Annotated in this window: 16 protein-coding genes and 1 pseudogene; 12 read left to right on the forward strand and 5 right to left on the reverse strand. The window is 73.8% G+C overall.

Features of this window, described 5'->3' with window-relative positions:
- Positions 1–139 precede the first annotated feature (139 nt).
- A complete protein-coding gene (locus tag Sm713_RS02130; RefSeq protein WP_212908005.1) occupies positions 140–1,489 on the reverse strand; it encodes a 3-oxoacyl-ACP reductase in 1,350 nt (449 codons plus the stop codon).
- An 82-nt stretch (positions 1,490–1,571) separates the two neighbouring features.
- Between Sm713_RS02130 and Sm713_RS02135 the strand changes: the two genes are divergently transcribed.
- Both Sm713_RS02135 and Sm713_RS02140 read left to right on the forward strand, forming a co-directional pair.
- Complete coding sequence (locus tag Sm713_RS02135) at positions 1,572–2,945, forward strand: acetyl-CoA C-acetyltransferase (RefSeq protein ID WP_212908006.1); 1,374 nt, start codon at positions 1,572–1,574, stop codon at positions 2,943–2,945.
- A 780-nt stretch (positions 2,946–3,725) separates the two neighbouring features.
- Positions 3,726–5,714: a long-chain fatty acid--CoA ligase gene (locus Sm713_RS02140; protein ID WP_212911715.1), complete on the forward strand. Its 1,989-nt coding sequence runs from the start codon at positions 3,726–3,728 to the stop codon at positions 5,712–5,714.
- Positions 5,715–6,124: 410 nt separating this feature from the next.
- Here the strand turns inward: Sm713_RS02140 and Sm713_RS02145 are convergent, their stop codons facing one another.
- A complete protein-coding gene (locus tag Sm713_RS02145) occupies positions 6,125–6,328 on the reverse strand; it encodes a cold-shock protein (RefSeq protein WP_212908007.1) in 204 nt (67 codons plus the stop codon).
- A 508-nt stretch (positions 6,329–6,836) separates the two neighbouring features.
- On the opposite strand from Sm713_RS02145, the gene Sm713_RS02150 reads away from it, so the two are divergent.
- The 8 genes and pseudogenes from Sm713_RS02150 to Sm713_RS02185 all read left to right on the forward strand — a co-directional run bounded on the left by Sm713_RS02150 (position 6,837) and on the right by Sm713_RS02185 (position 18,487).
- A complete protein-coding gene (locus tag Sm713_RS02150; protein ID WP_249416489.1) occupies positions 6,837–7,649 on the forward strand; it encodes a menaquinone biosynthetic enzyme MqnA/MqnD family protein in 813 nt (270 codons plus the stop codon).
- Positions 7,650–8,235: 586 nt separating this feature from the next.
- Positions 8,236–10,071 (forward strand): serine/threonine-protein kinase, encoded by a 1,836-nt coding sequence (locus tag Sm713_RS02155; protein ID WP_212908009.1) that lies wholly within the window; start codon positions 8,236–8,238, stop codon positions 10,069–10,071.
- A gap of 527 nt (positions 10,072–10,598) precedes the next feature.
- Positions 10,599–11,477, forward strand: a pseudogene (gene sigJ / locus Sm713_RS02160) (RNA polymerase sigma factor SigJ); the annotation flags it as partial.
- A 121-nt stretch (positions 11,478–11,598) separates the two neighbouring features.
- Positions 11,599–12,894 carry an NAD(P)/FAD-dependent oxidoreductase gene (locus tag Sm713_RS02165; RefSeq protein ID WP_212908011.1) on the forward strand — a complete coding sequence of 432 codons (1,296 nt, stop codon included), beginning with the start codon at positions 11,599–11,601 and terminating at the stop codon, positions 12,892–12,894.
- A 219-nt stretch (positions 12,895–13,113) separates the two neighbouring features.
- A complete protein-coding gene (locus Sm713_RS02170) occupies positions 13,114–14,088 on the forward strand; it encodes an aldo/keto reductase (protein WP_212908012.1) in 975 nt (324 codons plus the stop codon).
- 182 nt (positions 14,089–14,270) lie between these two features.
- A complete protein-coding gene (gene mqnC, locus Sm713_RS02175) occupies positions 14,271–15,506 on the forward strand; it encodes a cyclic dehypoxanthinyl futalosine synthase (RefSeq protein ID WP_212908013.1) in 1,236 nt (411 codons plus the stop codon).
- A 234-nt stretch (positions 15,507–15,740) separates the two neighbouring features.
- Complete coding sequence (locus Sm713_RS02180; protein WP_212908014.1) at positions 15,741–16,436, forward strand: demethylmenaquinone methyltransferase; 696 nt, start codon at positions 15,741–15,743, stop codon at positions 16,434–16,436.
- A 497-nt stretch (positions 16,437–16,933) separates the two neighbouring features.
- On the forward strand, positions 16,934–18,487 hold the full coding sequence (locus tag Sm713_RS02185; RefSeq protein WP_212908015.1) for a zinc ribbon domain-containing protein: 1,554 nt from the start codon (positions 16,934–16,936) through the stop codon (positions 18,485–18,487).
- A gap of 59 nt (positions 18,488–18,546) precedes the next feature.
- Here the strand turns inward: Sm713_RS02185 and Sm713_RS02190 are convergent, their stop codons facing one another.
- Both Sm713_RS02190 and Sm713_RS02195 read right to left on the reverse strand, forming a co-directional pair.
- Positions 18,547–19,230, reverse strand: a complete 684-nt coding sequence (locus tag Sm713_RS02190; RefSeq protein ID WP_212908016.1) for a DUF1707 domain-containing protein — start codon at positions 19,228–19,230, stop codon at positions 18,547–18,549.
- Positions 19,231–19,433: 203 nt separating this feature from the next.
- On the reverse strand, positions 19,434–19,997 hold the full coding sequence (locus Sm713_RS02195; RefSeq protein WP_212908017.1) for a GNAT family N-acetyltransferase: 564 nt from the start codon (positions 19,995–19,997) through the stop codon (positions 19,434–19,436).
- Between the two features lie 50 nt (positions 19,998–20,047).
- Here Sm713_RS02195 and Sm713_RS02200 point away from each other — a divergent pair, with 50 nt between their 5' ends.
- Together Sm713_RS02200 and Sm713_RS02205 are read left to right on the forward strand one after the other, a co-directional pair.
- Positions 20,048–21,331, forward strand: a complete 1,284-nt coding sequence (locus Sm713_RS02200) for a geranylgeranyl reductase family protein (protein WP_212908018.1) — start codon at positions 20,048–20,050, stop codon at positions 21,329–21,331.
- Positions 21,332–21,589: 258 nt separating this feature from the next.
- The gene (locus Sm713_RS02205) at positions 21,590–23,467 is read left to right on the forward strand and encodes an FAD-dependent oxidoreductase (RefSeq protein WP_212908019.1); all 1,878 of its coding nucleotides are present in this window, start codon (positions 21,590–21,592) and stop codon (positions 23,465–23,467) included.
- A 504-nt stretch (positions 23,468–23,971) separates the two neighbouring features.
- On the opposite strand, the gene Sm713_RS02210 is transcribed toward Sm713_RS02205, so the two are convergent.
- Positions 23,972–24,766: a C40 family peptidase gene (locus tag Sm713_RS02210; RefSeq protein ID WP_212908020.1), complete on the reverse strand. Its 795-nt coding sequence runs from the start codon at positions 24,764–24,766 to the stop codon at positions 23,972–23,974.
- Positions 24,767–25,046 lie beyond the last annotated feature (280 nt).

Consider the following 25,046-nt stretch of genomic DNA (forward strand, 5'->3'; position numbering starts at 1 on the left):
TGCCTGGGGGACGAGCGATTGCCCTGGGGATGAGTGACTGCCTTGGAGGAGTGACTGCCTTGGAGGATGAGTGACTGCCCTCTGGGCCGGGCGATTGCCCTCTGGGCCAGGCGATTGCCCTGGGGCGACGGCCGCCTGCCTACCTGCCGAGCAGGCTCTGCCCGCACACCCGCACCACCTGCCCGTTGACCGCCCCGGACACCGGGTCCGCGAACCAGGCCGTGGTCTCCGCGACGTCCACCGGCAGCCCGCCCTGCCCGAGCGAGTTCATCCGCCGGCCCGCCTCCCGGATGAAGAACGGCACCGCGGCCGTCATCCGCGTCTCGATGAAGCCGGGCGCCACCGCGTTGACCGTCACCCCGTGCTCGTCGCGTGCGCGCCCCGACAGGGAGCCGACCAGGCCGACGATCCCGGCCTTGCTCGCCGCGTAGTTGGTCTGGCCGGCGTTGCCCGCGAGGCCCGCGATGGACGCGGTGGCGACGATCCGCCCGCCGCGCCGCACCGCTCCGGCCGCGAGCAGCGCGTCCGTGCTGCTGAGCACGCTGGCGAGGTTGACGTCGAGCACGGCTGCCCAGCGCTCGGCGGGCATGTTGGCGAGGCGCCGGTCGCGGGTGATGCCGGCGTTGTGGACGAGGACGTCCAGGGCGCCGTCCGGGAGCCCGGCCGCGATGCGCTCGCCCGCGTCGGGCGCGGTCATGTCCACCGTCAGCGCGTCGCCGCCGAGCCGCCGCGCCACGCCCTCCAGCGCGTCCGCCGCGGCCGGCACGTCCAGGCAGACCACCCGGGCGCCGTCGCGGGCCAGCGTTTCGGCGACGGCCTCGCCTATGCCGCGGGCCGCGCCGGTGACCAGCGCGGTACGGCCGGCCAGCGGCCGTTCGGGGTCGTAGCCCACGGGAACGTCCGGCGGCGTGTCCGCGACCTCGATCACCTGGCCGCTGACGTAAGCGGACCTCGGCGAGAGCAGGAAGCGCACCGTCGAACCGGCGGAAGCGGCCGGCCCCGCCAGGCGCACCAGCGTGACCGTGCGGCCCCGGCCGATCTCCTTGCCGAGGGAGCGGGTGAACCCCTCCAGGGCCTGCTGGGCCGCGCTCTGGTGGTGGTCGGCCGGGTCCAGCGGGCTGCCCAGCACCACCACGCGCCCGCTCTCGGCGACCGACCGGACGACCGGATGCAGGGCGGCGTGCACCTCGGCGAGCGCGTCGACGCCCGTGACGCCCCGGGCGTCCAGCACCACGCCCGCGTACCGCTCATCCGCCTCGGGGGTGGCCCGGTGCACGGCCAGGCCGGTGCCGGCCAGTACCTCGGCGAGCGCGCCGGAGCCGTCACGGCCGGTGGCGGGCTTGCCCGCGGTGAGGTGCAGCAGCGGGCCGTCGAGGGTGCGGTGCCCGGGTGCGGAGCGGCGCAGCACGGCGGGCTGCGGCAGCCCCATGCGGCGGGTGAGGAAGCGGCCGGGCGCCGTCCCCGAGAAGGCCAGATAGCGGTCGGCCATGGTCCAGCTCCTCGCCTTTCGGATGCGACGGTCGTAACTTAACTACTAAGTAAGGTTACTCAAGAGTCAGGAGCAGGTCGAGATGAGTCCCGACAGCCCACCGCCGCAGGGGACCGGTCGGCCGGGCGCCGCGCGCCCCGCTCAGGCGGCCCCGCCCGGCACCCGTCGCGTGGCGGTCATCGGCGGCTGCCGCATCCCGTTCGCCCGCTCGGACGGCGCCTATGCCACCGCGTCCAACCAGGAGATGCTGACCGCCGCCCTGGACGGCCTGGTCGAGCGCTTCGGGCTCGACGGTTCCGGGGGAGTAGGGGAGAGGAGCGGCGACGGGGGCCTGCCGGTCGGCGAGTTCGTGGCCGGTGCCGTCCTCAAGCACAGCCGGGACTTCAACCTCGCGCGCGAGACCGTCCTCGGCTCCCGCCTGGACCCGCGCACCCCCGCGTACGACGTCCAGCAGGCCTGCGGCACCGGCCTCCAGGCCGTGATCGCGGCCGCCAACAAGATCATGCTGGGCCAGCTCGACTCCGCGATCGCGGGCGGCGCGGACACCGCGAGCGACGCGCCCCTCGGCGTCAACGACGAGTTGCGCAGGATCCTCCTCGCGGCGCGCCGCGCGAGGTCCGCCGGCGGGCGGCTGGCCGCGCTGTCCCGGATCAGGCCCCGCCACCTGGTGCCGGACATCCCCCGCAACGCCGAGCCGCGCACCGGCCTGTCCATGGGCGAGCACGCCGCGGTGACGGCCCGCGCGGCCGGCGTGACCCGCGAGGCGCAGGACGCGATCGCCGCGGCCAGCCACCAGCGGCTCGCCGCCGCGTACGAGCGCGGGCTGATGCGGGACCTCGTGGTGCCGTTCCGCGGCCTGGAGCGCGACCAGAACCTGCGCCCCGACTCCACGGTGGCGAGACTGGCCGCGCTGAAGCCGGTGTTCGGCACGGACGGACCGGAGCCGACCATGACGGCGGGGAACTCCACGCCCCTCACCGACGGCGCCGCGACGGTCCTGCTGGCGAGCGAGGAGTGGGCGGCGGCGCGCGGCCTGGAACCGCTCGCCTATCTGACGGCCTACGAGACGGCGGCCGTCGACTTCGTCGCCGGTGACGTCGCGGGAGGCGAGGACGGACTGCTGATGGCGCCCGCGTACGCCGTGCCGCGGATGTTGCGGCGGGCGGGCCTCGGCATCGAGGACTTCGGCCTCGTGGAGATCCACGAGGCCTTCGCCTCCCAGGTGCTGGCCACGCTCGCGGCATGGGAGAGGCGCGGCCTCGCGCCGGTGGACCGCACCAGACTGAACGTCGCCGGCTCGTCCCTCGCCACCGGCCACCCCTTCGCGGCGACCGGCGCACGGATCGTCGCCACGCTGGCGACCCTCCTCGCGGAACGCGGCGGGCCCGGCCGGGGCCTGATCTCCATCTGCGCGGCGGGCGGGCAGGGGGTGACGGCGATCCTGGAGCGGGTCTGAGGCGGGTCTGAGGCAGGGCTGAGGCAGGGCTGAGGCGGGTCCGAGGCGGGTCTGAGGCAGGGCTGAGGCAGGGCTGAGGCGGGTCTGAGGGCGGTCTGGTGGGGTCCCATGGCGGTCTGGGGCGGGTCTGGTGGGGCCCCATGGGGCCTGAGGCGAGGCTGATGGGGTCCAACGGGTCCAACGGGTCCGGCGGGGCTGACGGGGCCGGTGCAGGACTGCCCCCGGCCCACCCACCGGCCGGCGCGGCCCGCTCGGGGCTCGCGTGCCGGCCGTCGCCGGCTTGCCCGGGGCCCACGTACCGGCCCCCCGCGACTGAGAAGCCGTCAAGTAGGGTTCGGGGCCTGCCAGAAGAGCGGAACACCGGCGTTGGTCTGGGCTAATGCCCCGTCAGGTCGTGCCCGCCTGTGGGAGTCGTGTGGGGGTGCCGAGAACTTGTCTGGCCGAGGGCCGCACACCGTGTTTACCCTCCCGGCAGACAAGGAGACGCCCGTGCCACGCCAGCCTGCCAGCCCCTCTGAACCGCGCCCGCCCCGCACCCCATGGTTCCGGGCGGATGGGTCACCGGCGCCCGCCACAGGAGGCGTGTCGGACCCCGATCCATTGGAGCCCGCCCTGTTCGACCGTTCAGCGTCCGCTGCCTCCCGGCGCCCCGCCGTGTCCGCCGTCCCCGAAGAGGGCCCCGGCCTGCCCCGGCACGGCGGCCGTCGCTCGTCGCGCGGGTCCGGTGAGCCCGCCGCCGACACGTTCGTCGGGCTCCCCCCGGAGGGCCCCGAGCCCCCGGTGGACCGCGTCCCGGGCGCCGGCAAGATCATCGCGCCCCCGCCGCCCCTGGTGCCGCCCACCCTGCGCAAGCTCGACGGGAAGGTCCGCGAGGCGGCGGTCCCGCTGCTCAAGGAGCAGGTGACGCGCGGCTCGCTCGCCGACATCCCGTTCGACAACGCCCGCGAGGCGCCCGACGACGTCGTCCTCAGCCGCAAGGTGGTCCTGGAACCCGGGGCGCACGGAGGCGAGGGCGGGCGGAAGGACGCGGGCGGGCGCTGGATCGACGTCACCGCGCGCGAGTTCGCCCGGGAGGTGCTGGACGTCGCCAAGGGCCTGCTCGCCGCCGGCCTGGCGCCCGGCGACCGGCTCGCCATCATGGCCCGCACCACCTACGAGTGGACCCTGCTCGACTTCGCCGCCTGGGCCGCGGGCCTGATCACCGTGCCGGTCTACCCGACCTCGTCCGCGTTCCAGATCCGCTGGATCCTCCAGGACTCCGGGGCCGTCGCGATCGCCATGGAGACCGCCGCGCAGGCCGCCGCGCTCCAGACGGAGCGCGACCGGCTGCCCGACCTCGAACACGTGTGGACCTTCGAGAAGGCGCCCGGCGACCGGTCCGGCAAGGGCGGCGTGCGCCGCCTCGCCGAACTGGGCCGCACCGCCCACGTCACCGACCAGGAGGTCGCCGCGCGCCGCGCCGCGCTCACCCCCGACTCGGTGGCCACCATCGCCTACACCTCGGGCACCACCGGCCGCCCCAAGGGCTGCGTGATCACGCACGGCAACTTCTACTCCGAGGTCGACAACGCCATCGAACTGCTGCACCCCTGCTTCAAGTCGATCAGCAAGGAGCCCGCGAGCACCCTGCTCTTCCTGCCGCTCTCGCACATCTTCGGGCGGATGGCGGCGGTCGCCTGCCTGCGCGCCCGGGTGCGGCTCGGGCACGCGCCGTCCATCAAGACCGAGGACCTCCTCGGCGACCTGGCCGGCTTCCGGCCGACGTTCCTGCTGGCGATCCCGTACGTCCTGGAGAAGGTCTACAACACCGGCCGGGCCACCGCCGAGAGGATCGGCCGCGCCTCGTCCTTCGAGCGCGCCGCCACCATCGCCCGGCGCTACGGCGAGGCGGCCGAGGCCCGGCTGTTCGGCAAGGGCCCCGGCCCCGGGGCGGCGCTGCGGATGGCCCGAGCGGTCTACGACCCGCTGGTCTACCGCCGCATCCGGGCGGCCCTCGGCGGCAAGGTCCGCTACACCATCTGCGGCGGCTCCCCGCTCGGCCGCCGGCTCACCGCGTTCTACGCCGGCGCCGGCATCCAGGTCTTCGAGGGCTACGGCCTCACGGAGTCCACCGCGGCCGCGACGTGCACCCCGCCGCTGCGGCCCCGGTTCGGCACGGTCGGCTGGCCGATGCCCGGCACGGGCGTGCGCATCGCGGACGACGGCGAGATCCTGGTCAAGGGCGGCCAGGTGTTCTCCGGCTACTGGGACAGCCAGAGCGGCGGCCCCGTCGAGGCGAAGACGGACGGCTGGCTGGCGACCGGCGACATCGGGGTCCTCGACGACGACGGCTACCTCACCATCACCGGCCGCAAGAAGGACATCCTCATCACCACCGGCGGCAAGAGCGTCGCGCCCGCGCCCCTGGAGGACTGGCTGCGGGCCCATCCGCTGGTCGGCCAGTGCCTCGTCATCGGCGACGGGCGTCCGTACATCGCGGCGCTGATCACGCTGGAGACGGACGGTATCGCCCACTGGCAGGAGATGCGGGGGAAGGCGGGCCTCACGTTCGAGGAGCTGGCGGAGGATCCGGAGCTGCGGGCGGCGCTGCAGCGTGCCGTCGACGACGCGAACCGGCTCGTCTCGCGGCCCGAGTCGATCCGGCGGTTCGCCGTTCTGCCGGTGGACTTCACGGAGCAGAACGGGTATCTGACTCCTTCGCTGAAGGTGAAGCGGAGGGCGATCGAGCGGGACTTCGCGACGGAGATCGACCGGCTCTACGCCAAGTAAGCGGGGGCGGTGCCCTCGCCGACCCCGTGCCCCGGGGGGCCGGGGAGCCCTTGTTCCGGGGGCCGGGGAGCGGTCGCGCCTGCCCCGTCGGGCGGGTGGCGGACTGCGGGTTCGCTGTGGTTGCTCGCGCAGTTGCCCGTGCCCCTTATAGGACGGGGCTGCTCCCCGGCCCACATAGGGGCGCGGGGAACTGCGCGACCAGCCACGACGAGACCCGCGCGTCGCCACCGGCCCGAAGGGGCAGACGCGACCGTGTTCGGCCCACCGGCCGGTGGGGGCTGGGCATGCCGGTTCCCCGCGCCGCTCGTGGGCGCAAGGCAGGGGCCCCGCCGTGTCGCCGAGGGCGACGGGGCGGGGCCCCTTGGGTACTGCTTCCGGTTCTGGACCGGATCACGTGATCCGGGAAAGGACTACAGCGGGGTGACGTTCTCCGCCTGCGGACCCTTCGGGCCCTGCGTCACGTCGAAGCTCACGGACTGGTTCTCCTCAAGGGAGCGGAATCCGGTCGCGTTGATCGCGGAGTAGTGGACGAAGACGTCGGGACCGCCGCCTTCCTGGGCGATGAAACCAAAGCCCTTTTCGGCGTTGAACCACTTCACGGTTCCGGTAGCCATAAGCCCTCCTTGGGCCAAAGGGTTGCCCTGCTCCAGAACCTGCTGTTGTGAGGCAACTGCAAAAGTCCTAAAACGACGAAAGCCTGCGGGTCACATGCTCCGCAGGCTCTGTACTGCAAGGGAAACCAAACTGCAACTTGCGTGGAAGCCTAGCACGCAGCCCCCCAAAAGCAATAGAGGGAAAGATCACTTCACTCGGATGCCGGAAGGCTACGGACCGTACCCGCGGCGGCCCGCCCGCGGCGCACCGGAACGGATCCGGACGGACCCGGATAGACCGAGGCGGACCGAGGCGCACCGCCGGTGGGACGGGGTGGAGGGCCGGCACCGGCGGCCGTCCGGGCGAGGCGCGCAGGCGGTCGCGGGGTGTCGCCCGGGACCTGGTGGCGGACGGGGAAAGCCGGAGGTCTAGCCTCGCGATGTGGACAATTCTCCCGCGGATTCAGTCACCGGCCCGGGCGGCGACCAGCGCCCCGGCCCGCATCGCGTCAGGCCGCGTGTCGGCCACATCCAGTTCCTGAACTGCCTCCCCCTCTACTGGGGGCTCGCACGCACCGGGACCCTCCTGGACCTCGAACTCTCCAAGGACACCCCGGAGAAGCTGAGCGAGCAGCTCGTGCGGGGCGATCTCGACATCGCGCCCGTGACGCTGGTGGAATTCCTCCGCAACGCGGACGACCTGGTCGCCTTCCCCGATCTCGCGGTCGGCTGCGACGGCCCGGTGATGTCCTGCGTGATCGTCTCGCAGGTGCCGCTCGACCAGCTCGACGGCGCCCGGGTCGCCCTCGGCTCCACGTCCCGTACGTCGGTGCGGCTCGCCCAGCTGCTGCTCGCCGAGCGGTACGGCGTGACCCCCGACTACTTCACCTGCCCGCCGGACCTCGGCCTGATGATGCAGGAGGCGGACGCCGCCGTGCTGATCGGCGACGCCGCGCTCCGCGCCAACCTGCACGACGGCCCCAGGCTCGGCCTCGACGTGCACGACCTGGGCACCCTGTGGAAGGAGTGGACAGGTCTGCCCTTCGTCTTCGCCGTCTGGGCCAGCCGCCGGGACTACCTGGCGGCCGAGCCGGAGATGGTCCGCCAGGTCCACCGTGCGTTCCTGGACTCCCGGGACCTGTCGCTGGACGAGGTCGGCAAGGTCGCCGAGCAGGCCGCCAGGTGGGAGGTGTTCGGCCAGGACGTGCTGGCCCGCTACTTCACGACGCTCGACTTCCGCTTCGGCCCCGACCAGCTCGCCGGCGTGACGGAGTTCGCCCGGCGCGTGGGGCCCACCACCGGCTTCCCGGCGGACGTCCGGGTGGAACTCCTGGAGCCATAGCAGCTGCCGGCGCTTTCCGCATCCTGTTTTCACGGGGCCGTCCGCTTTCCGGGCGGCCCCGGTTAATTCCGTATGACGGCCCGGTGGCTTTCTGGCCATTTAAGGGCCCGGTGGGTGAACGCGGCGGCAATAGGGCGCCAGGGACGCGCCAGGAATTCGATCCGGCGGTGATTCCGGCAGGGGCCGTTACCCCGGCTTCCGGACGGGCCCGCGGATCCCTCTCTCGGGCGGCTTCCGGATCGGTCTGCGGACCCCCGGGGTGGTTTCCGGATCTGCCTGGGGACCCCCTCTGGGGCGGCTTCCGGATCGCCTCCCGGTCCCCTTCCCGATCGGCTTCCCGGTCGCCCTCCGGATCGGCCTCAGGGCCTGCTTCCGGATTTGTCCCGCCGGCGGCGCCCCGCGTACCGCCGCCGGAGTCACCGCATGTGGGGGAACGGAAACGCGCCGTACGGGCTCGGGCCCCGCGGGAGCGGGAGCCGGTGCGCGACCGCGGCCACGCCCCCTGTGGCGGATCTTGGCACGCGACTACGCTGCTGGAGCAGCCAAGCGCCGGGGGAGCACGGCGAGTTCGGGGGAGGCCGTGGGCATGGAGCCGCTCGGAGCCGGGGAGCCGACCGCCATCGGGCCCTACCGGCTGCTCGGTCGGCTCGGCTCGGGAGGCATGGGCCGGGTCTACCTGGGGCGGAGCGCGGGCGGCCGGACCGTCGCGGTGAAGATCGTGCACCCGGGGTTCGCCGCGGACCGGCAGTTCCGGGCGCGCTTCAGGCGCGAGGTGGCCGCGGCCCGCCGGGTCGGCGGCGCCTGGACCGCCCCCGTCCTGGACGCCGACCCCGACGCCCCGGTGCCCTGGGTCGCCACGGGGTACGTGGCGGGGCCCTCGCTGGCCCAGGCCGTGATCCCGCCGCCCGACGGGCCCGACGACGTGCCGCCGGAGCCCGCGCCGCTGCCCGAGTCCACGGTGCGGGTGCTCGGCGCCGGGCTCGCCGAGGCGCTGGCGCACGTGCACGGGCTCGGCCTGGTGCACCGCGACGTCAAGCCGTCCAACGTCCTGCTCGCCATGGACGGCCCCCGGCTGATCGACTTCGGCATCACCCGGGCCGTGGACGGCACCGCCTCCCTCACCTCGCAGGGTGTCTCGGTGGGTTCGCCCGGCTACATGGCGCCGGAGCAGATCCTCGGCACGGACGTCAGCGGCACCGCCGACGTCTTCTCGCTGGGCGCGGTGCTCGGGTACGCCGCCACGGGGCGGCCGCTGTTCGCCGGCGACTCGTCGGCCGTACTGCTCTACAAGGTCGTCCACGAGGAACCCGAACTCGACGGGCTCACCGGCGAGCTGCGCGACGTGGTGCGGTCCTGCCTCGCCAAGGACCCGGACGCCCGGCCCGCCCCCGCCGACCTCGCCCGGCGCCTCGCGCCCGACGGCGTGGCCCGCGCGGTCGCGGCGGGCTGGCTGCCCGCACCCCTCGTGGCGGAGGCCGGGCGGTTCACCCAGCGGCTGCTGGACCTGGAGGCCGCGGCGCCCGGTCCCCGCGAGGGCTTCGGGCCGCCGGACCCGTCGTACGGCGAGCACGCCCCGGACGAGGCGCCGGGCGCCCCGGACACCACCACCGGACCCGGCGGCCGGTCCCCGGGGCAGGACACGCCGCCCGGTGCCGTGCCGCCCGGCGCCGTGCCATCCGGTTCCAGCCGCACGTTCCCGCTCGGCCGCCGCGGCGCCCCCGCAGACGGCGTGCACGACGCCCCCGCCCCCGGCCCGCACGACGCCGACACCTACGTGCCGCACGGTGCCCCTCCGGGCGGCCCCGGCGGCGAGGGGGTGACGGGATCCGGCGACGGGAAGCCGGCCGGTGGGACGGGTCCGCACGGCCGTGGCAGGAAGCTGACGTGCACCGTGACGCTCGCCATCGCGGGCGCGCTCGCCGCGCTGACCATCGGCTCCGTCTTCGTCTTCGACCTGCTGCCGGGCGGCGGCGCGGGGAACGACACGGGCGGTGCCTCGGAGAACAGCTCGGGCGGCGGCACCGGCGGCGGCGGTCCGGTCGGGGACCCCCCGGGTTCGAGCACCCCTTCGGCTCCGCACGACGTGCCCGACCGGTTCCTCGGCACCTGGCGCGGCGAGGCAAGCGCCTCCGGCATCCCCGACGGCACGTTCGAACTCGTCGTCCGGCAGGCGGAGGAGGGCACCGAGTTCGCGGACCTCACGCAGACCGACCTCCTCGGCGGCACCTGCAAGGACATCCTGACGCTGAAGAAGGCCGGCGGGGACGAGCTGCTGGCCAGCGGCAGGGGCGCCGAGGGCAACGCGTCGCACTGCTCGGGGGCCGCCCACTCCGTCACGCTCCGCCCGGTCGGTGACGACCTCCAGTACACGTCGGACGACCCCCGCGCGGGGAACCCCGAGGCACGGATGACGAAGGACTGAGACGGAGCCCGCCGCACCCCCCGTCTCCCCCCACCGCCCGGCCTGACGTCACGGATGGCGCTGATGTCACGGATCGCGGCTGCGGATCGTCTCCTTTCGGCCGAACGGAAACGCCCGCTCGGCACCGGGAGCCGCCCGCCGGGCCGCGTACGCCCGGCCGCGGTGAGCCGCACGGCAGCCGTCCCGCCGGACGCCGTGCCCGGCCGCCCTCCCGGCAGCCGCCGGAACCAAGGAGAACGCACATGCCAGCCAGGCCAGCAGACCGGAGGCCGGCCACACCGGCAGAGCACCCCCCGGCCGCCTCCGGAGATCAGGAACCGGCCACGTCGGGAGCCCATGCGCCAGACATCTCGGGAGCGTATGAGCCAGATGCGTCGGGGGAACGGTCGCCAGACGCGGCGGGGGAACAGTCGCCAGACGCGCCCGGGCAACGGTGGCCAGACGCGAGGGGGGAACAGCCGCCCGCCACGCCGGGGGAACGGTGGCCGGACGCGCCGGGGGAACAGCCGCCCACCGCACCGGGAGACCAGAGGACCGGGCTCTTCCAGCGCTACCGGAGCCGCCTGTGGGGCATCGCCTACCGCATCACCGGCTCGGTCGCGGACAGTGACGACGTCGTCCAGGAGACCTGGCTGCGCTGGCAGGCCCTGACGGATGCCGAGGTCGAGGGGATCGAGCACCCGCGCGCGTACCTGACGACCGTGGTCAGCCGGATCTGCTACGACCAGCTCGGCTCCGCGCGGGCCCGCCGCGAGTCCTACGTCGGGCCCTGGCTGCCCGAGCCGGTGGTCACCGAGGCCGGCCCCGAGGACCGGGTGACCCTCGACGAGTCCGTCGGCACCGCCCTGCTCACCGTCCTGGAACGGCTCACCCCGGCGGAGCGCACCGCCTTCGTGCTGCACGACGTGTTCGCGGTGCCGTTCCCGGAGATCGCCGAGGTCGTCGGCCGCACCCAGGACTCCGTACGGCAGCTGGCCTCGCGGGCGCGCAAGCGGGTGCGCGCCGAGGCACCGCGCCGTTCACTGGCACCGGGGGAGCACCGGCGGGCCGTCGAAGCGTTCCTGGCCGCCGTCACCGAGGGCGACTTCGACGCGCTGCTGGAGGTGCTCGACCCGGACGCCGTGTGGATCAGCGACAGCGGCGGCAGGTTCACCACGGCCCGGCTCCCGGTGCGGGGCCGCGAGAAGGTCGCCCGTTACGCGCACCGCATCACCCGCGGGTACGACCCCGTGGCGATGGACGCGCGGATCCGCGACGTCAACGGCGCTCCGGGGCTGGTCTTCTCCGACCCGGCGAGCGGCCTGGCGGCCGTCATCGGCTTCACCGTGCACGAGGGCCGGATCACCGAGATCGACTTCATGATGAACCCCGACAAGCTCCGCCACCTGACCACCCTGTTGCGCTGACCGGCGCGCGAGCGGCATGCGACCGGCGTGCGCGCGGCACCCGCGCGGCATCCGACGGTGGGTGAGCGACATGTGACCGGCATCACTCTCACAGTCGGGCGGGTCGCGTCGTCCCCCTTGCATGAAGCAGACACCGCGCACAACGACAGGCACAACGCAGAGACCGCGCACAACGACAGGCACAACGCAGACACCGCGCACAACGACAGGCACGACGACGGGGACAACGGCAACCGACGCACAGCACACCGGCGGACAGCACCCCGAGAGCGCCGGGGCCACGCGGCAGCACGGCACGGCCGCCAGGCGGTCCGAGCGGCAGGACGTCGTCGTCCTGGGCGCGGGCTACGCCGGTCTCGCGGCCGCCACCCAGCTGGCCGGGCACGCCCGCGTCACCGTCGTCGACCCGGCCACCCGCTTCACGGAGCGGGTCCGGCTGCACGAGCAGGCCGTGGGCGGCCGCGACGTCACCCACCCGCTGACCGGCCGCGGCGGCCTGCTCGGCAGGCAGGTCACGCACGTGGCCGCCCGCGCGGCCGCCCTGGACCCGGCCGCCCGCACGATCACCACGGACGACGGCCGGACCCTGGGGTACGACCGGCTGGTCTACGCCCTCGGCAGCCGTACCGGAATCGCCCCCGGCGCCTCGGGCGGGACCGGGCGCGTGCACACCACCGAGCACGCCGCCGAGCTGCACCGGCGGCTCGCGGCGGGCCCCGGCTCGGTGGCCGTCGTCGGCGGCGGCCTGACCGGCATCGAGATGGCGGCCGAGATCGCGGAACGCTCGGAGGGGCACCGGGTGCGGCTGCTCTCGGACGGCCTCGTCGGAGCGGGCCTGTCCGCGAAGGGCCGGGCGCACGTGCACGCCGTCCTGGAAGCGCGGGGTGTACGCATCGAGGAGGGGCACCGGGTCGCCCATCCCGACGACGTCGACGCCGACACCGTGGTCTGGGCCGCGGCCATGGTCCCGAACGCGGAACTCGCCGCCCAGGCCGGCCTCACCCTGCACCCGTCCGGCCGGATCGCGGTCGACGAGGCGCTGCGCTCCGTCAGCCACCCCGAGGTGTACGTGCCCGGTGACGCCGGGGCGGCCCACTCCGCCACGGCGGGGGCGATGCGGATGGGGTGCGCGGCGGCCCTGCCGACGGGCGTGTCCGCGGCACGGTCGATCATCGCCGAGCTGCGCGGCGGCGCACCGCGGCCGTTGCGCTTCTCGTACCGGATCCAGTGCATCAGCCTCGGCCGCACGGACGGCCTGGTGCAGTTCGTGCGCGCGGACGACTCGCCCCGCGAGCGCGCCCTCACCGGCTGGCTCGCGGCCCGCACGAAGGAGCAGGTGGTGCGCACCACGGTCCGCTTCCTGCGCCTCACGATCCGGGCGCCGTACGCGGCGCGGCTGGTGCCGGGGATGGGATAGCGGGCCTGAACCGGCCACACGGCCACACGGCCACACGGCCACACGGCCACGCGGCCACACGGCCAGCGGGGCGGCGGGAAGCGGCGCCGGTGCGCGGCCCCGGCGCGACCGCACCGGTGCGGTGGCCCAGGCACGCCGGAGCGCCGTCGCGCGGTTTCGCCCGATGGCGAGGCGGTACTCGCTGTGTGGGACGAAGGCCGCCCGCCGGAGGGACCCGAAATGAAGCGCGTCGAACTCGGGGACCTGGAGGTCTCCCGGATCGGGCTGGGCTGCATGGGCATGGCCGCCATCTACGGCCGCCAGGGCGTGGACGACGCGGAGTCCGTCCGCACCGTCCACCGTGCGCTGGACCTCGGCGTCACCCTGCTGGACACCGCCGAGGTCTACGGCCCGTACACCAACGAGGAACTGGTCGGCCGCGCGATCGCCGGGCGGCGGGACCACGTGGTGCTGGCCACCAAGTTCGGTTACCTCTCCCAGCCTTCGGGCCGGCAGGCCCTGGACAGCAGCCCGGCGAGCGTCCGCCACGCCGTGGAGGGCTCGCTCCGCAGGCTCGGCACCGACCACATCGACCTCTGCATCCAGCACCGCGTCGACCCCGACACGCCCATCGAGGAGACCATGGGCGCGCTGAAGGAACTGGTCACCGAGGGCAAGATCCGGCACATCGGCCTCTCGGAGGCCGCACCGGAGACGATCCGCCGCGCGCACGCCGTCCACCCCGTCACCGCCCTCCAGACCGAGTACTCCCTGTGGGCCAGGGAGCCGGAGGACGAGATCCTGCCGACGCTGCGGGACCTGGACATCGGCTTCATCGGGTACGCCCCGCTCGGCCGCGGGTTCCTCACCGGCACCATCCGCGACAGCGGCCAGATCGCGGAGGACGACTTCCGCAAGACCGACCCCCGTTTCTCCGGCGCCAACCTGGAGGCGAACCTGCGGATCGCCGACGAGGTCAAGGCCGTCGCCGACGACGCCGGGGCGACTCCCGCGCAGGTCGCGCTGGCCTGGCTGCTCGCGCAGGGCGAGGACGTCGTCCCCATCCCCGGCACCAAGCGGGTCTCCCGCCTGGAGGAGGACATCGCGGCCACCTGCGTGCGCCTCACCCGCCCCCAACTCCAGCGCCTCCAGTCCCTGTCCGCGTCCCACGGAGACCGGTACGGAGACATGTCGGACATCGATCAGCACACCTGACGGCGTGGTGGAGCCGGGTCAGGAGTGCGGCGAACAGTCGTGTCCGGGCCACCGGACGGCGGGGGTCTCCGGGGCCCGCGCAGGCGCGCGGCAGCGCCCACCCCGTGAAGGGGCCGCCCAAGGGCCGAAGTCCCTGGCGTACGCTGGCACGGTCCGTTCACACCCCTACGAAAGGGACGCCGGTGACCGACCAGGCCGACACCGCTTCCGCGGGCACCCCGGCGGATGTCGACGTGACAGCCGTCCTCCAGCGGGCCGCGGCCGGCGGCCGGATCACGCCAGAGGAAGCCGTCGTCCTCTACCGCGACGCCCCGCTGCACGCCCTCGGCCGGACCGCGGACACCCTCCGCAGGCGCCGCTACGCGGGCACGGAGCACATCGCGACGTACATCATCGAGCGGAACATCAACTACACCAACGTGTGCGTGACGGCGTGCAAGTTCTGCGCGTTCTACGCGGCGCCGAAGGACACGGACAAGGGCTGGACCCGCGACCTGGACGACATCCTGCGCCGCTGCGCGGAGACCGTCGAGTTGGGCGGCACCCAGATCATGTTCCAGGGCGGCCACCACCCGGACTACGGCGTGGAGTACTACGAGAAGCACTTCGCGGCCATCAAGAAGGCGTTCCCCGAGCTGGTGATCCACTCCCTCGGCGCGTCCGAGGTGGAGCACATGGCCCGTATCTCCGGCGTCACCGTCGAAGAGGCGATCTCCCGCATCCACGCCGCGGGCCTGGACTCGTTCGCGGGGGCGGGCGCGGAGCTGCTGCCCGCCCGGCCGCGCAAGGCCATCGCCCCGCTGAAGGAGTCCGGCGAGCGCTGGCTGGAGATCATGGAGACCGCGCACGGGCTGGGCGTGGAGTCCACCAGCACGATGCTGATGGGCACCGGCGAGACCAACGCCGAGCGCATCGAGCACCTGCGCATGATCCGCGACGTACAGGACCGCACGGGCGGCTTCCGCGCCTTCATCCCGTACACCTACCAGCCCGAGAACAACCACCTGAAGGGCCAGACGCAGGCCACCCTCCTGGAGTACCTGCGCATGATCGCCATCGCGCGGATCTTCCTGGACAACGTCGCCCACATCCAGGGCTCCTGGCTGACCACCGGCAAGGAGGTCGGCCAGCTCTCCCTGCACTACGGCGCGGACGACCTCGGCTCGATCATGCTGGAGGAGAACGTGGTCTCCTCCGCGGGCGCCCGGCACCGCTCGAACCGGATGGAGATCATCGACCTGATCCGCTCGGCGGGCCGGGTCCCGGCGCAGCGCGCCACCACCTACGAGCACCTCGTCGTGCACGACGACCCGGCCGACGACCCCGTCGACGACCGCGTCGTCTCCCACCTCTCCTCCACCGCCCTGGACGGTACGGGGACGGGCCGCCGTTCGCTGAAGCTCGTCGACGCCGGCTGAGCCGGCTGAGCCGGGTTGCCCACTGACCCGTGTCACGTGCTGATCCAGGTCGCCTGCTGACCCGGGTCGGCCCCTGACTCGGGTCGTCCGCTGGCCCAGGTCGCCCCTGCCCCAGGTCGTCTGCTGACCCGGATGGCCCGCTGACCCGGGCGTCCGGCGGGCCCGGGAACCCGGCGGCCCGCCGGGGAGGCGGTGGGCCACCGGGATCGGGCGGGCGGTCCGTATGCTGGGCCCGTGACCCGCGCATCCCTGGACAAGCAGCCGCACGAAGTCGCCTCGATGTTCGACGACGTCGCGGAGCGCTACGACCTCACCAACGACGTGCTGTCCCTCGGCCAGACCCGGCTCTGGCGCCGGGAGGTGGCCAGAGCCGTCGACGCCGGGCCCGCGCAGAAGGTTCTCGACCTCGCCGCGGGCACGGCCACCTCCTCGCTGCCGTTCACCCGCACCGGCGCGTACGTCGTGCCGTGCGACTTCTCGACCGGCATGCTGCGGGTCGGCAAGCAGCGCAACCCCTGGCTGCCGTTCACGGCGGGCGACGCGACCCGGCTGCCGTTCAGGGACGACGTCTTCGACGCCGTCACGGTCTCCTTCGGGCTGCGGAACGTCCACGACACCGACGCGGCCCTTCAAGAGCTGTACCGCGTGACGAAGCCGGGCGGCCGCGTGGTGATCTGCGAGTTCTCGCACCCGACGTGGGCGCCGCTGCGCACCGTCTACAGCGAGTACCTGATGCGTGCGCTGCCGCCGGTGGCGCGTGGCGTGTCGTCCAACCCCGACGCGTACGTCTACCTCGCCGAGTCCATCCGCGCCTGGCCCGACCAGCCCGCGCTGGCCCAGCGGCTGCTCAAGAGCGGCTGGTCCAAGGTGGCCTGGCGGAACCTGACCGGCGGAATCGTGGCCCTGCACCGGGGCTTCAAGCAGGGCTGACGGCCCCGTACCGGGCCGGCGCCGCCGGCCCGCACAACCCCGGGCCGCCCGGGCCCCCGCCGCCTCCTGCATGACGGAGCGAACGGAGCGATCCGATGGCGTCGTACTGCGCACACTGCCGGACCCGGCTTCCCGACGAGACCCGCACCTGCGCGGAGTGCGCGCCCCGGCCCGCTCCGGACCCGCATGTTCCGGACTCGCGTGCGCCGGACTCGCGTGCGCCGGATCCACACGTTCCGGACTCGCGCTCCCGGGACTCCCGCTCCCGGGGCTCGCGCGCACTGGTCCCGCCCACCTCGCCGCGGCCCGCGCAGTCGCATCCCGCCACGCAACCCCCGCTCCGCGCCCCACAACCGCCACACCCCGCCAAGCCTCCCCCCGCCTCCGGGTCGCATCCCGCCGCCCCGCCACCCCCGCACCCCGTCGTGCCGCCGCCGGCCCATGCGCCCGGCGCGCCTCCGGTTCCGACGCCCGCGCCTCGGGGGCTGCCCGCCCGGGTGCAGCCAGGATCCGGACATCGGGCCGGACCCGGCGGGGCCCGTCCGCCCTCCCCGGCCGGGGCGTTCCTCGGGCGGGTCCTGGGCGGGGACTGGGCCGGGGCCGCCCGTGCCGCGCTGTGGCCGGTGGGCGGCGTCCTGGTCGCCGCCGTGGCGGTGGCGGTTCCGGCGTACGGGCAGCGGGACGGAGCGGAACTCATCGACTTCGGCACCCGGCTGCGCCTCGCCCTCGCCCTGCTTCTCCAGGCCGTCGGCGGCGGCTTCGAGGTGCACGGTCTTGAGCACCCGGGCCACGGAGTCGTCCTGCGGCTCGACGGCGGAAGTTCCCTCTCCCTCGTCCCCATGACCGTCACCGCCCTGTGGATCGCGGCGCTCCTCCTGGGCCTGCGCGGCCTGCGCGCCCGCCTGCCGCTGCGCGCCCCGGGCCCGCGGTCGGCGGCCGGCAGCGGCACGGCGGGTCCCGCGCCCCGAACGGCGGGCCTGGAGGCGGCCGTCCGGGTCGCGGCAGTGGTGAGCGGGTCCACCCTGGCGCTGGAGCTGTGCGCGCAGCCGACCGTGCTGGGTGTCCGGTTCTCGTCCTCGCCGGTGTTCGGGGCGCTGGGCGCGCTGTTCCTGAGCCTGGCCGTCTCCACCGCCGTGCTGCACCGCGGGGAGGCCGCCTGGTGGCTGGGCAGCCGGCCCAGGATCCGGACACTGCTACGCGCGACGACCACCGCCCTGCGTGCCCTCGGCGCCGTCCTGGCGCTCGGCTCCGCCGCCGCGTACCTCGCCCTCACGCAGGTGGACGACCTGGGCCGGGCGCTCAACCTTCCGGACACCGGCGCCTCGCCGGAACTCGTCGCGCTGCTGGTGCTGCCCAACCTGGGCGTGGCGGCGCTCGGCATCGGCTGGGGCGCACCCGTACGGGCGACGGCGGGCGGCAGTTCGACGTACGGAGGGGGCTACGAGAGCGGGTACTTCGGCCTCGCCAAGCTCGCCGAGGCGGCGGGCCCGGGCGCGGTGACGGGCGCCATGGCCCTCGGCCTGGCAAGCGCGCTGGTGGTCGGCACGCTCGCGGCACGCCGCAGCAAGGGCCGAGGGGAGCGACTGCTCGCCACGGGCGTCTTCTTCGCCCTGTTCCTGCTTCTGGCCGCCCTCAGCGGCGCGGGCGTCCAGGCGCAGGGCACCGCGTCCGCCCACGGGGCGAGCGGCACCGGCGGCGCGACCGTGGCCCTGCACCTCCCGGACACCCTGCTCGCCGTCCTGCCCTGGCTGATCGGCGCCGTCATCGCGGGCCCCTGGCTGGCATGGTGGACCGGGTCGCCGCCACCTCCCCGTGGGCCCGCACCGTCCCGTACGACGGAGCAGGCCCCCGCCGCCGCGACGATCCCGTCCCCGGCCGCCCCACCCGACGGCGCCCCACGCCCCCGGCCCCGCAGCCCCGCCGTCATCTGGCTCGCCTCACTCGCGGCCGCGTTGCTCCTGGGCTCCGCCGTGGCAGCAGGCGCCTTCCTCTGGCAGAACCAGCAGGCAGGCGCCGAGAGCACCCACTCGGGGCCTGAGGCCCGCCCCTGAAGGGGGAGTGTCCGGGGCCCTGAAGGAACCGGGGTCTCCGGAGCCCCGGGGCCGCCTCGTCAGTCGCCCGCAGGCAGGCCCGGGTGCCTGCGCAGCAGCCACTGCCCGAACGACCGCCGCGGGGGCCGCACCACGACGCGGCCGAAGCTCTTGCTGCCCACCAGCTCCACCCGTAGCGTGATCGGCGTCCCGTGATCCGGATCCGGAGCCGGAGCCTGACGGACGTCGAGCTTGCTGAACTCCAGTGCCAGGGCGTCGGCGTCGACCACGATGCCCGGCCTGGTGATCAGGGTCAGGCTCTTGCCGCGCATGTCCATGTCGATCTGCAAGGTGTCCTGCGTGATCACGGCCTGGGTGAAGTCGAGCGTCACCTCGCACCACTCCACCCTGAGTTCCAGCCTGCGCGGCAACACCCAGCGTCCCCCGCGCTCGACCGCACTGAACCTCCGCTCGATCCGGAGCACGTCCTTGACCTCCGCCGCGGTCGGGCCGGCCGAGGCGGAGACGGGCGGCAGGTCGGCGGTGAGCGGAGCGAGCTCGCCGACGGTCCGCGCCGACAGGGCGGCCTCCAGCCGCTCGTCCAACTCGTCCGCCGTCAGCAGGCCTTCCCCCGCCGCGACACGCAGTACGTCCACCACGCGGTCCCGATCCGCGTGAGAGGCGCGCAGGCCGGGGGACGGGCGCAGCTCGGGCGACGAGCCGGGGCCGGAGCGCTTACCGGTGGGCGAGGTCTCTCCCGACATGCTTCCGTCCTGGTCGTGTCGACACGTCTTCACGCGGTGCGGCCAGGGCCACCACCGACGCGACTGCGAGACTAACGCTATATCGCGATACGCAATCCCGGCCAGGGTGCGTCCGGGCCAGGGCGCGTCCGGGCCGGGGCAGTTCGGGGCCCGGGCGCGTCCGGGCCCTACAACCGGAGCCGGAACTACAACCGGAACCGGAACTACAACCGGAGCCGGAACCGCAACCCCCGCCGATCCGACCCCGGCATCCCGAACCGCTCCTCCACCTCCATCCCGAGCCGCCGCGTCACCGCGATGGACCGCTCGTTGCGGACGTCGACCATGGCGACCACGCTGGGCACCCCCGTGGCCCGCAGGCGCTCAAGGGCGGCGCGCGCCGCGGCCGTCGCGTACCCCTTCCCCCAGTGCGCGCGCCCGAGCCGCCAGCCGAGCTCGATCTCGCCCACCGGCCCCCATTCGAGGTGCGGCCAGGGCTGTGCGCCGGCGAAGCCGAGCACCTCGTCGTCCTCGCCGAGCAGCGTCCAGAAGCAGAAGCCGTGCTCGGCGTCGTGCTTGCGCTGGCGCGCGGTCAGCTCCTCGTAGACGGACAGCTCGGCGGAGGCGCCCCCGTGGAATTCCATGACGTCGGGGTCGTCGAAGACGCCGTGCCAGGCGAAGGCGTCCTCGTGGGTGGGTACGCGCAGACGTACGGCAGGCGGGACGCGGTGTTCCGTCACGGGCAGCCCTTCGGTCGGACGATCGGCTCTCCTGCATAGACTGCCCATGTCCCGTGCCGTCCGGCACACAGATTTCGAAGCCCAGGGGAGCCCCCGCCGTGACCGAGCCCCTCTCCGAACACACCGCCGATGTGATCGTCGTCGGCGCCGGGCCCGCCGGCTCCACCACCGCGTACCACCTGGCCAAGGCCGGCCTCGACGTGCTGCTGCTGGAGAAGACGGCGTTCCCGCGCGAGAAGGTCTGCGGCGACGGCCTCACCCCGCGCGCGGTCAAGCAACTCGTCGGCATGGGCATCGACGTGTCGGAGGAGGCCGGCTGGCTGCGGAACAAGGGCCTGCGGATCATCGGCGGCGGCGTACGGCTGGAGCTGGACTGGCCGGATCTCGCCTCGTTCCCGGACTACGGCCTCGTCCGCAGGCGGGACGACTTCGACGAGCAGCTCGCCCGGCAGGCGCAGAAGGCGGGCGCCCGGCTGTACGAGCGGTGCAACGTCGGTGAGCCGATCACCGACGACCGCACCGGCCGGATCACGGGCGTACGCGCGAAGCTGGGCGAGGAGAAGACCCCGGTCACGTTCCACGCCCCGCTGGTGGTCGCGGCGGACGGCAACTCCACCCGCCTCTCCCTCGGCATGGGCCTGCACCGCCGCGAGGACCGCCCGATGGGCGTCGCGGTGCGCACCTACTTCACCTCGCCGCGTCACAGTGACGACTACCTGGAGTCCTGGCTGGAGCTGTGGGACCGGCGCGGCGCCCGGGAGCGGCTGCTGCCCGGGTACGGCTGGATCTTCGGCATGGGCGACGGCACCTCCAACGTCGGCCTCGGCGTGCTCAACACCTCCACGTCCTTCAAGGAGCTGGACTGGCGCGAGGTGCTCAGGACGTGGTGCGCCTCGATGCCCGAGGACTGGGGCTACACGCCGGACAACATGACGGGCCCGATCCGCGGCGCCGCACTCCCCATGGCCTTCAACCGCCAGCCGCACTACACCAAGGGCCTGCTGCTCGTCGGTGACGCGGGCGGCCTGGTGAACCCGTTCAACGGCGAGGGCATCGCGTACGCGATGGAATCCGGCCAGATCGCCGCGGACGTCATCGTCCAGGCGCACGCCCGCTCCACCTCGGCCCAGCGCGAACTGGCCCTGCGCAACTACCCGAAGATCCTCAAGGACACCTACGGCGGCTACTACACGCTGGGCCGGATCTTCGTGAAGCTCATCGGCAACCCCAAGGTGATGAAGATCGGCGCCCAGCACGGCCTGACCCACCCGCTCCTGATGAAGTTCACCCTCAAGATGCTCGCCAACCTCACGGACCCCACGGGCGGCGACAGCATGGACCGCATCATCAACGGCCTGACGAAGATCGCCCCGAAGGCCTGAGCGGGCGCCTTGGGCGCGGAACCCGCGGGGCGACGGGCAGTAGGCACATCGTGGTTCCCGCTGTGCGCTCACCATCACCCCACGGACATGGCTTAGCCCTCACGGCTGCTGTCAGCGTGGTTCCCGGGCGCCCGTCCAGAGCTCTACAGCGTCGGCACGCGCGGGAGTTCGGAGCCTCGAACGGAGTGTGAGGGTGCTGTGGGCGGCCCGTCGTGCGGGCTTCCGCAACGGCCCGGCGCCGCCGTACCTTCCGTGCCCATGGCAGCCGAACTGACCGGGCGCACGGCGTCCGCAGCGGAACCGACCGGGCGCACGGCGTCCGAAGACGAGGCCCGGGGGCCGTCCGGGCACACCCGCAGACGTTTCCTCGCCGGCGCGTCGGCCGCGGCCGGCGCCGCCGCGCTCACCGTGGCGGCCACGGAGGCCGCACACGCCGTTCCCGCGCCGCGCGCGGGGGCCAAGCGGGTCGCCGTGCTCGGCGGCGGCGTGTCCGGGCTGAGCGCCGCGCACGAGCTGGCCGAGCGCGGCTACGCCGTGACGGTCTACGAGTACTACGACGTGATCGGCGGCAAGGCCCGTTCGATGGACGTCCCCGACACCGGCGCGGGCGGGCGGAAGCCCCTGCCCGGCGAGCACGGATTCCGGTTCTTTCCCGGTTTCTACCGGAACCTCCCCGACACCTTCCGCCGCATCCCCTTCCCCGGCAACGCGAACGGCGTCCACGACAACCTCCGCAGCGGCACCGAAGCCCTCTTCGCACGCGAGAAGGGCCGGCCCGACCTGCACTTCCCGCTGCGCCGCGCCACCAGCCTGCCCGCCCCCGGCGACCTCACCACGTCCTGGATCCGCGACCAGCTGCTCTCCGTGCTCGACCTCGGCACCCGGCTGCCGGCCCAGGAGGCCGCGTACTTCGCCAACCGGGTGCTCGTGCACCTCACGAGCTGCGACGCGCGCCGCGAGGACCAGTGGGAGAAGGTCTCCTGGTGGGACTTCATCCGGGCCGGCGAGATGAGCCGCGAGTACCAGCTCCTGCTGGGCATCGGACAGACCCGCAACCTCGTCGCCACCCGCGCCCAGGTGGCGTCCACCCGCACCGTCGGCCGCGTCATCATCGAGGCACTGCTGCTCTGGGGCATTCTCGGCCAGGGCATGGACGGCGACGCCGACATCGACCGCGTGCTGAACGCCCCCACCAACGAGGCCTGGATCGACCCCTGGGGCAGCCACCTGCGCTCCCTCGGCGTGGAGTTCGTCCTCGGCACCCAGGTACGCGAGGTGCTGTACGAGGACGGCCGGGTGAGCGGCGTCCGGGTCGCGGCGCGGGACGGCGGCGACGAGCGCGTTGTCACCGCCGACCACTACGTCTCGGCCATGCCCGTCGAGCACGCCCGCACCACCTGGGGCAGCGCCCTGCGCGCCGCCGACCCGCAGCTCGCCAGGTGCGACGCGCTGAAGACGGACTGGATGGTCGGCATCCAGTACTACCTGCGGGCGCCGACGCCCGTGGTGCACGGCCACATCAACTGCCTCGACTCGCCGTGGTCGGTGACCGGCATCGGCCAGGCCCAGTTCTGGGACCGGGACTTCCCGGCGGACTACGGCGACGGCACGGCCCGCGACTGCCTCTCGGCGATCATCTCCGAGTGGGACCAGCCCGGCATCCTCTACGGCAAGACGGCGCGGGAGTGCACCAAGGAGGAGATCATCGAGGAGTGCTGGGCGCAGTTGAAGGACGCGCTCAACGACGCGGGCAAGACGACGCTCACGGACGGCGACCGGCTCGGCTGGTTCATGGACCCGGCGGTGACCGGACTCGGCGGCGCCGACCCGCAGAACCGCGAGCAGCTCCTCATCCACCCCACGGGCACCCTCTACAACCGCCCCTCCGCGGGCACGGCGGTCCCGAACTTCTTCCTGGCGGGCGACTACGTCCACACGGACGTCGACCTGGCGACGATGGAGGGCGCCAACGAGTCCGCGCGCCGCGCCGTCAACGCCCTGCTCGATCGCGACGGCTCCGGCGCGGAGCGGTGCCGGATCTGGGAGCTCTACCGGCCACCCGAGATGGAGCCGCTGAAGCGGGTGGATGATCTCCGGTACCGGTTGGGGTTGCCGAACACGTTCGACCTGGGCTAGTGCCTGCGGCCGGCGCGAGCCGACTGCTCCCTTCCCCCGGTGGCCGGGGGCGGCTCCGGCCACCTCTTTCGGCCGGTGGCGACATGGCGGTCTCGTCGTGGTTGCTCGCGCAGTTCCCCGCGCCCCTTCTCAGGGCGCTACCGCGCCTGGTCGGTGGCCGGGGACGGGTCCGGCTGCCCCCTCCGGCCGGTCGCGACCTGCCCCTCTCGTCGTGGTTGCTCGCGCAGTTCCCCGCGCCCCCTTTCCGGGCGCTACCGCGCTCTTTTCGGGGCGCTTTCGCGCCAAGCGCGCCCCGTCAGGGGCGCGGGGCTGTGTCCGATGTGCGGCTCCGCCGCGTGGGCGCGACCGGCCCCAACCGGCAGATGGTCAAGCAAACCACCCGCAAGGGGCTGGACCCGATGGCCCGCCGCAGGCGAAGAACGGCTGCCGGCGAAGCCCCCCGCACCCCCGACAAGGGCGCGCCATGACAAGAAGGGGGCACGCGGGACACCCCGCGCCCCAAGATCAGAGCACCCGCACGGCCCCGCTCGCCGGATACCCCGAGAGGTCCTGCACGACGACCCCCTTGGACGGGTTCGCCGCGTCCAGGTACTTGCCGCCGCCGATGTAGACGCCGACGTGGTAGGCGCTGCCCGCGCCACCCCAGTACAGGATGTCGCCGGGCTGGGCGCTGGACACCGGCACCTGCGTGCCGGCCGTCGACTGGTCCTGCGAGGTGCGCGGCAGGTTCACGCCGGCCTGCTTGAAGGCGGCCTGGACCAGCCCGGAGCAGTCCCAGGAGTTCGGTCCGGTGCCGCCCATGACGTACGCGTCGCCGACCTGGGAGTTCAGGAAGGCGAGCACGGAGCCGACGTTGCCGCCGGGGAGGGGGACCTCGGCGGCGGTGGACTTGGTGCTGAGGGTGGTGCGGGGAGCGGAGCGCGAGGCGCGCGCCTCGGCGGCCTTCCGGGCGGCGGCGGCCTTCTTCTTGGCCTCCGCCTTCTTCTCGGCGTCCGCCCGCGACTTCTTGGCTTCCTTGACGGCCTGGGACAGGGCCGTGTTCTGCACCGCCCGGGTGGCGTAGGTGTCCGCCGTCTGACGGGTGGCGTCCGCGGACGCGGCGGCCTGCGTGGCCAGACCGTCGGTGACGGCGGGCATCTCGACCGTGTCGTGAGCGGGTTCGGCGGGGGCCGACTGCGCCGACGCGCCGGTCACGGCCAGGGTGCTGAGAACACCGCCGGCGACGCCCGCACACAGCGCGAATCTCGGCGCGCTGCGTCGGGGCTTCCGGTGGCTGGGTATATGAGCGGTGTGGGACATGTGAACAACCGCTACCAGGGCCCGACCGCATCGTTCAAGAAACGTGGGGTGCGCCACAGTTGCTTCACAGGGTCCTGAATCCCGGGTGTGTCGGATTTCGTGCCACTCCGGGAGCGGTTTCACATTGAGGCGATCAAGCCCGTGCTCATGCACTTTCCGCGATACGCCCGAATTGCTCCGTGCCTACCATCTGTTGGGTACCCCTGCCAAGCCCCGACGGTGCGGCGGCCCGGGGTGATGTGGCCAGTGTCACGGAACGATGCTCCCCGGCCGTACGTCT

The organism is Streptomyces sp. TS71-3, assembly GCF_018327685.1.
Lineage (GTDB): Bacteria > Actinomycetota > Actinomycetes > Streptomycetales > Streptomycetaceae > Streptomyces.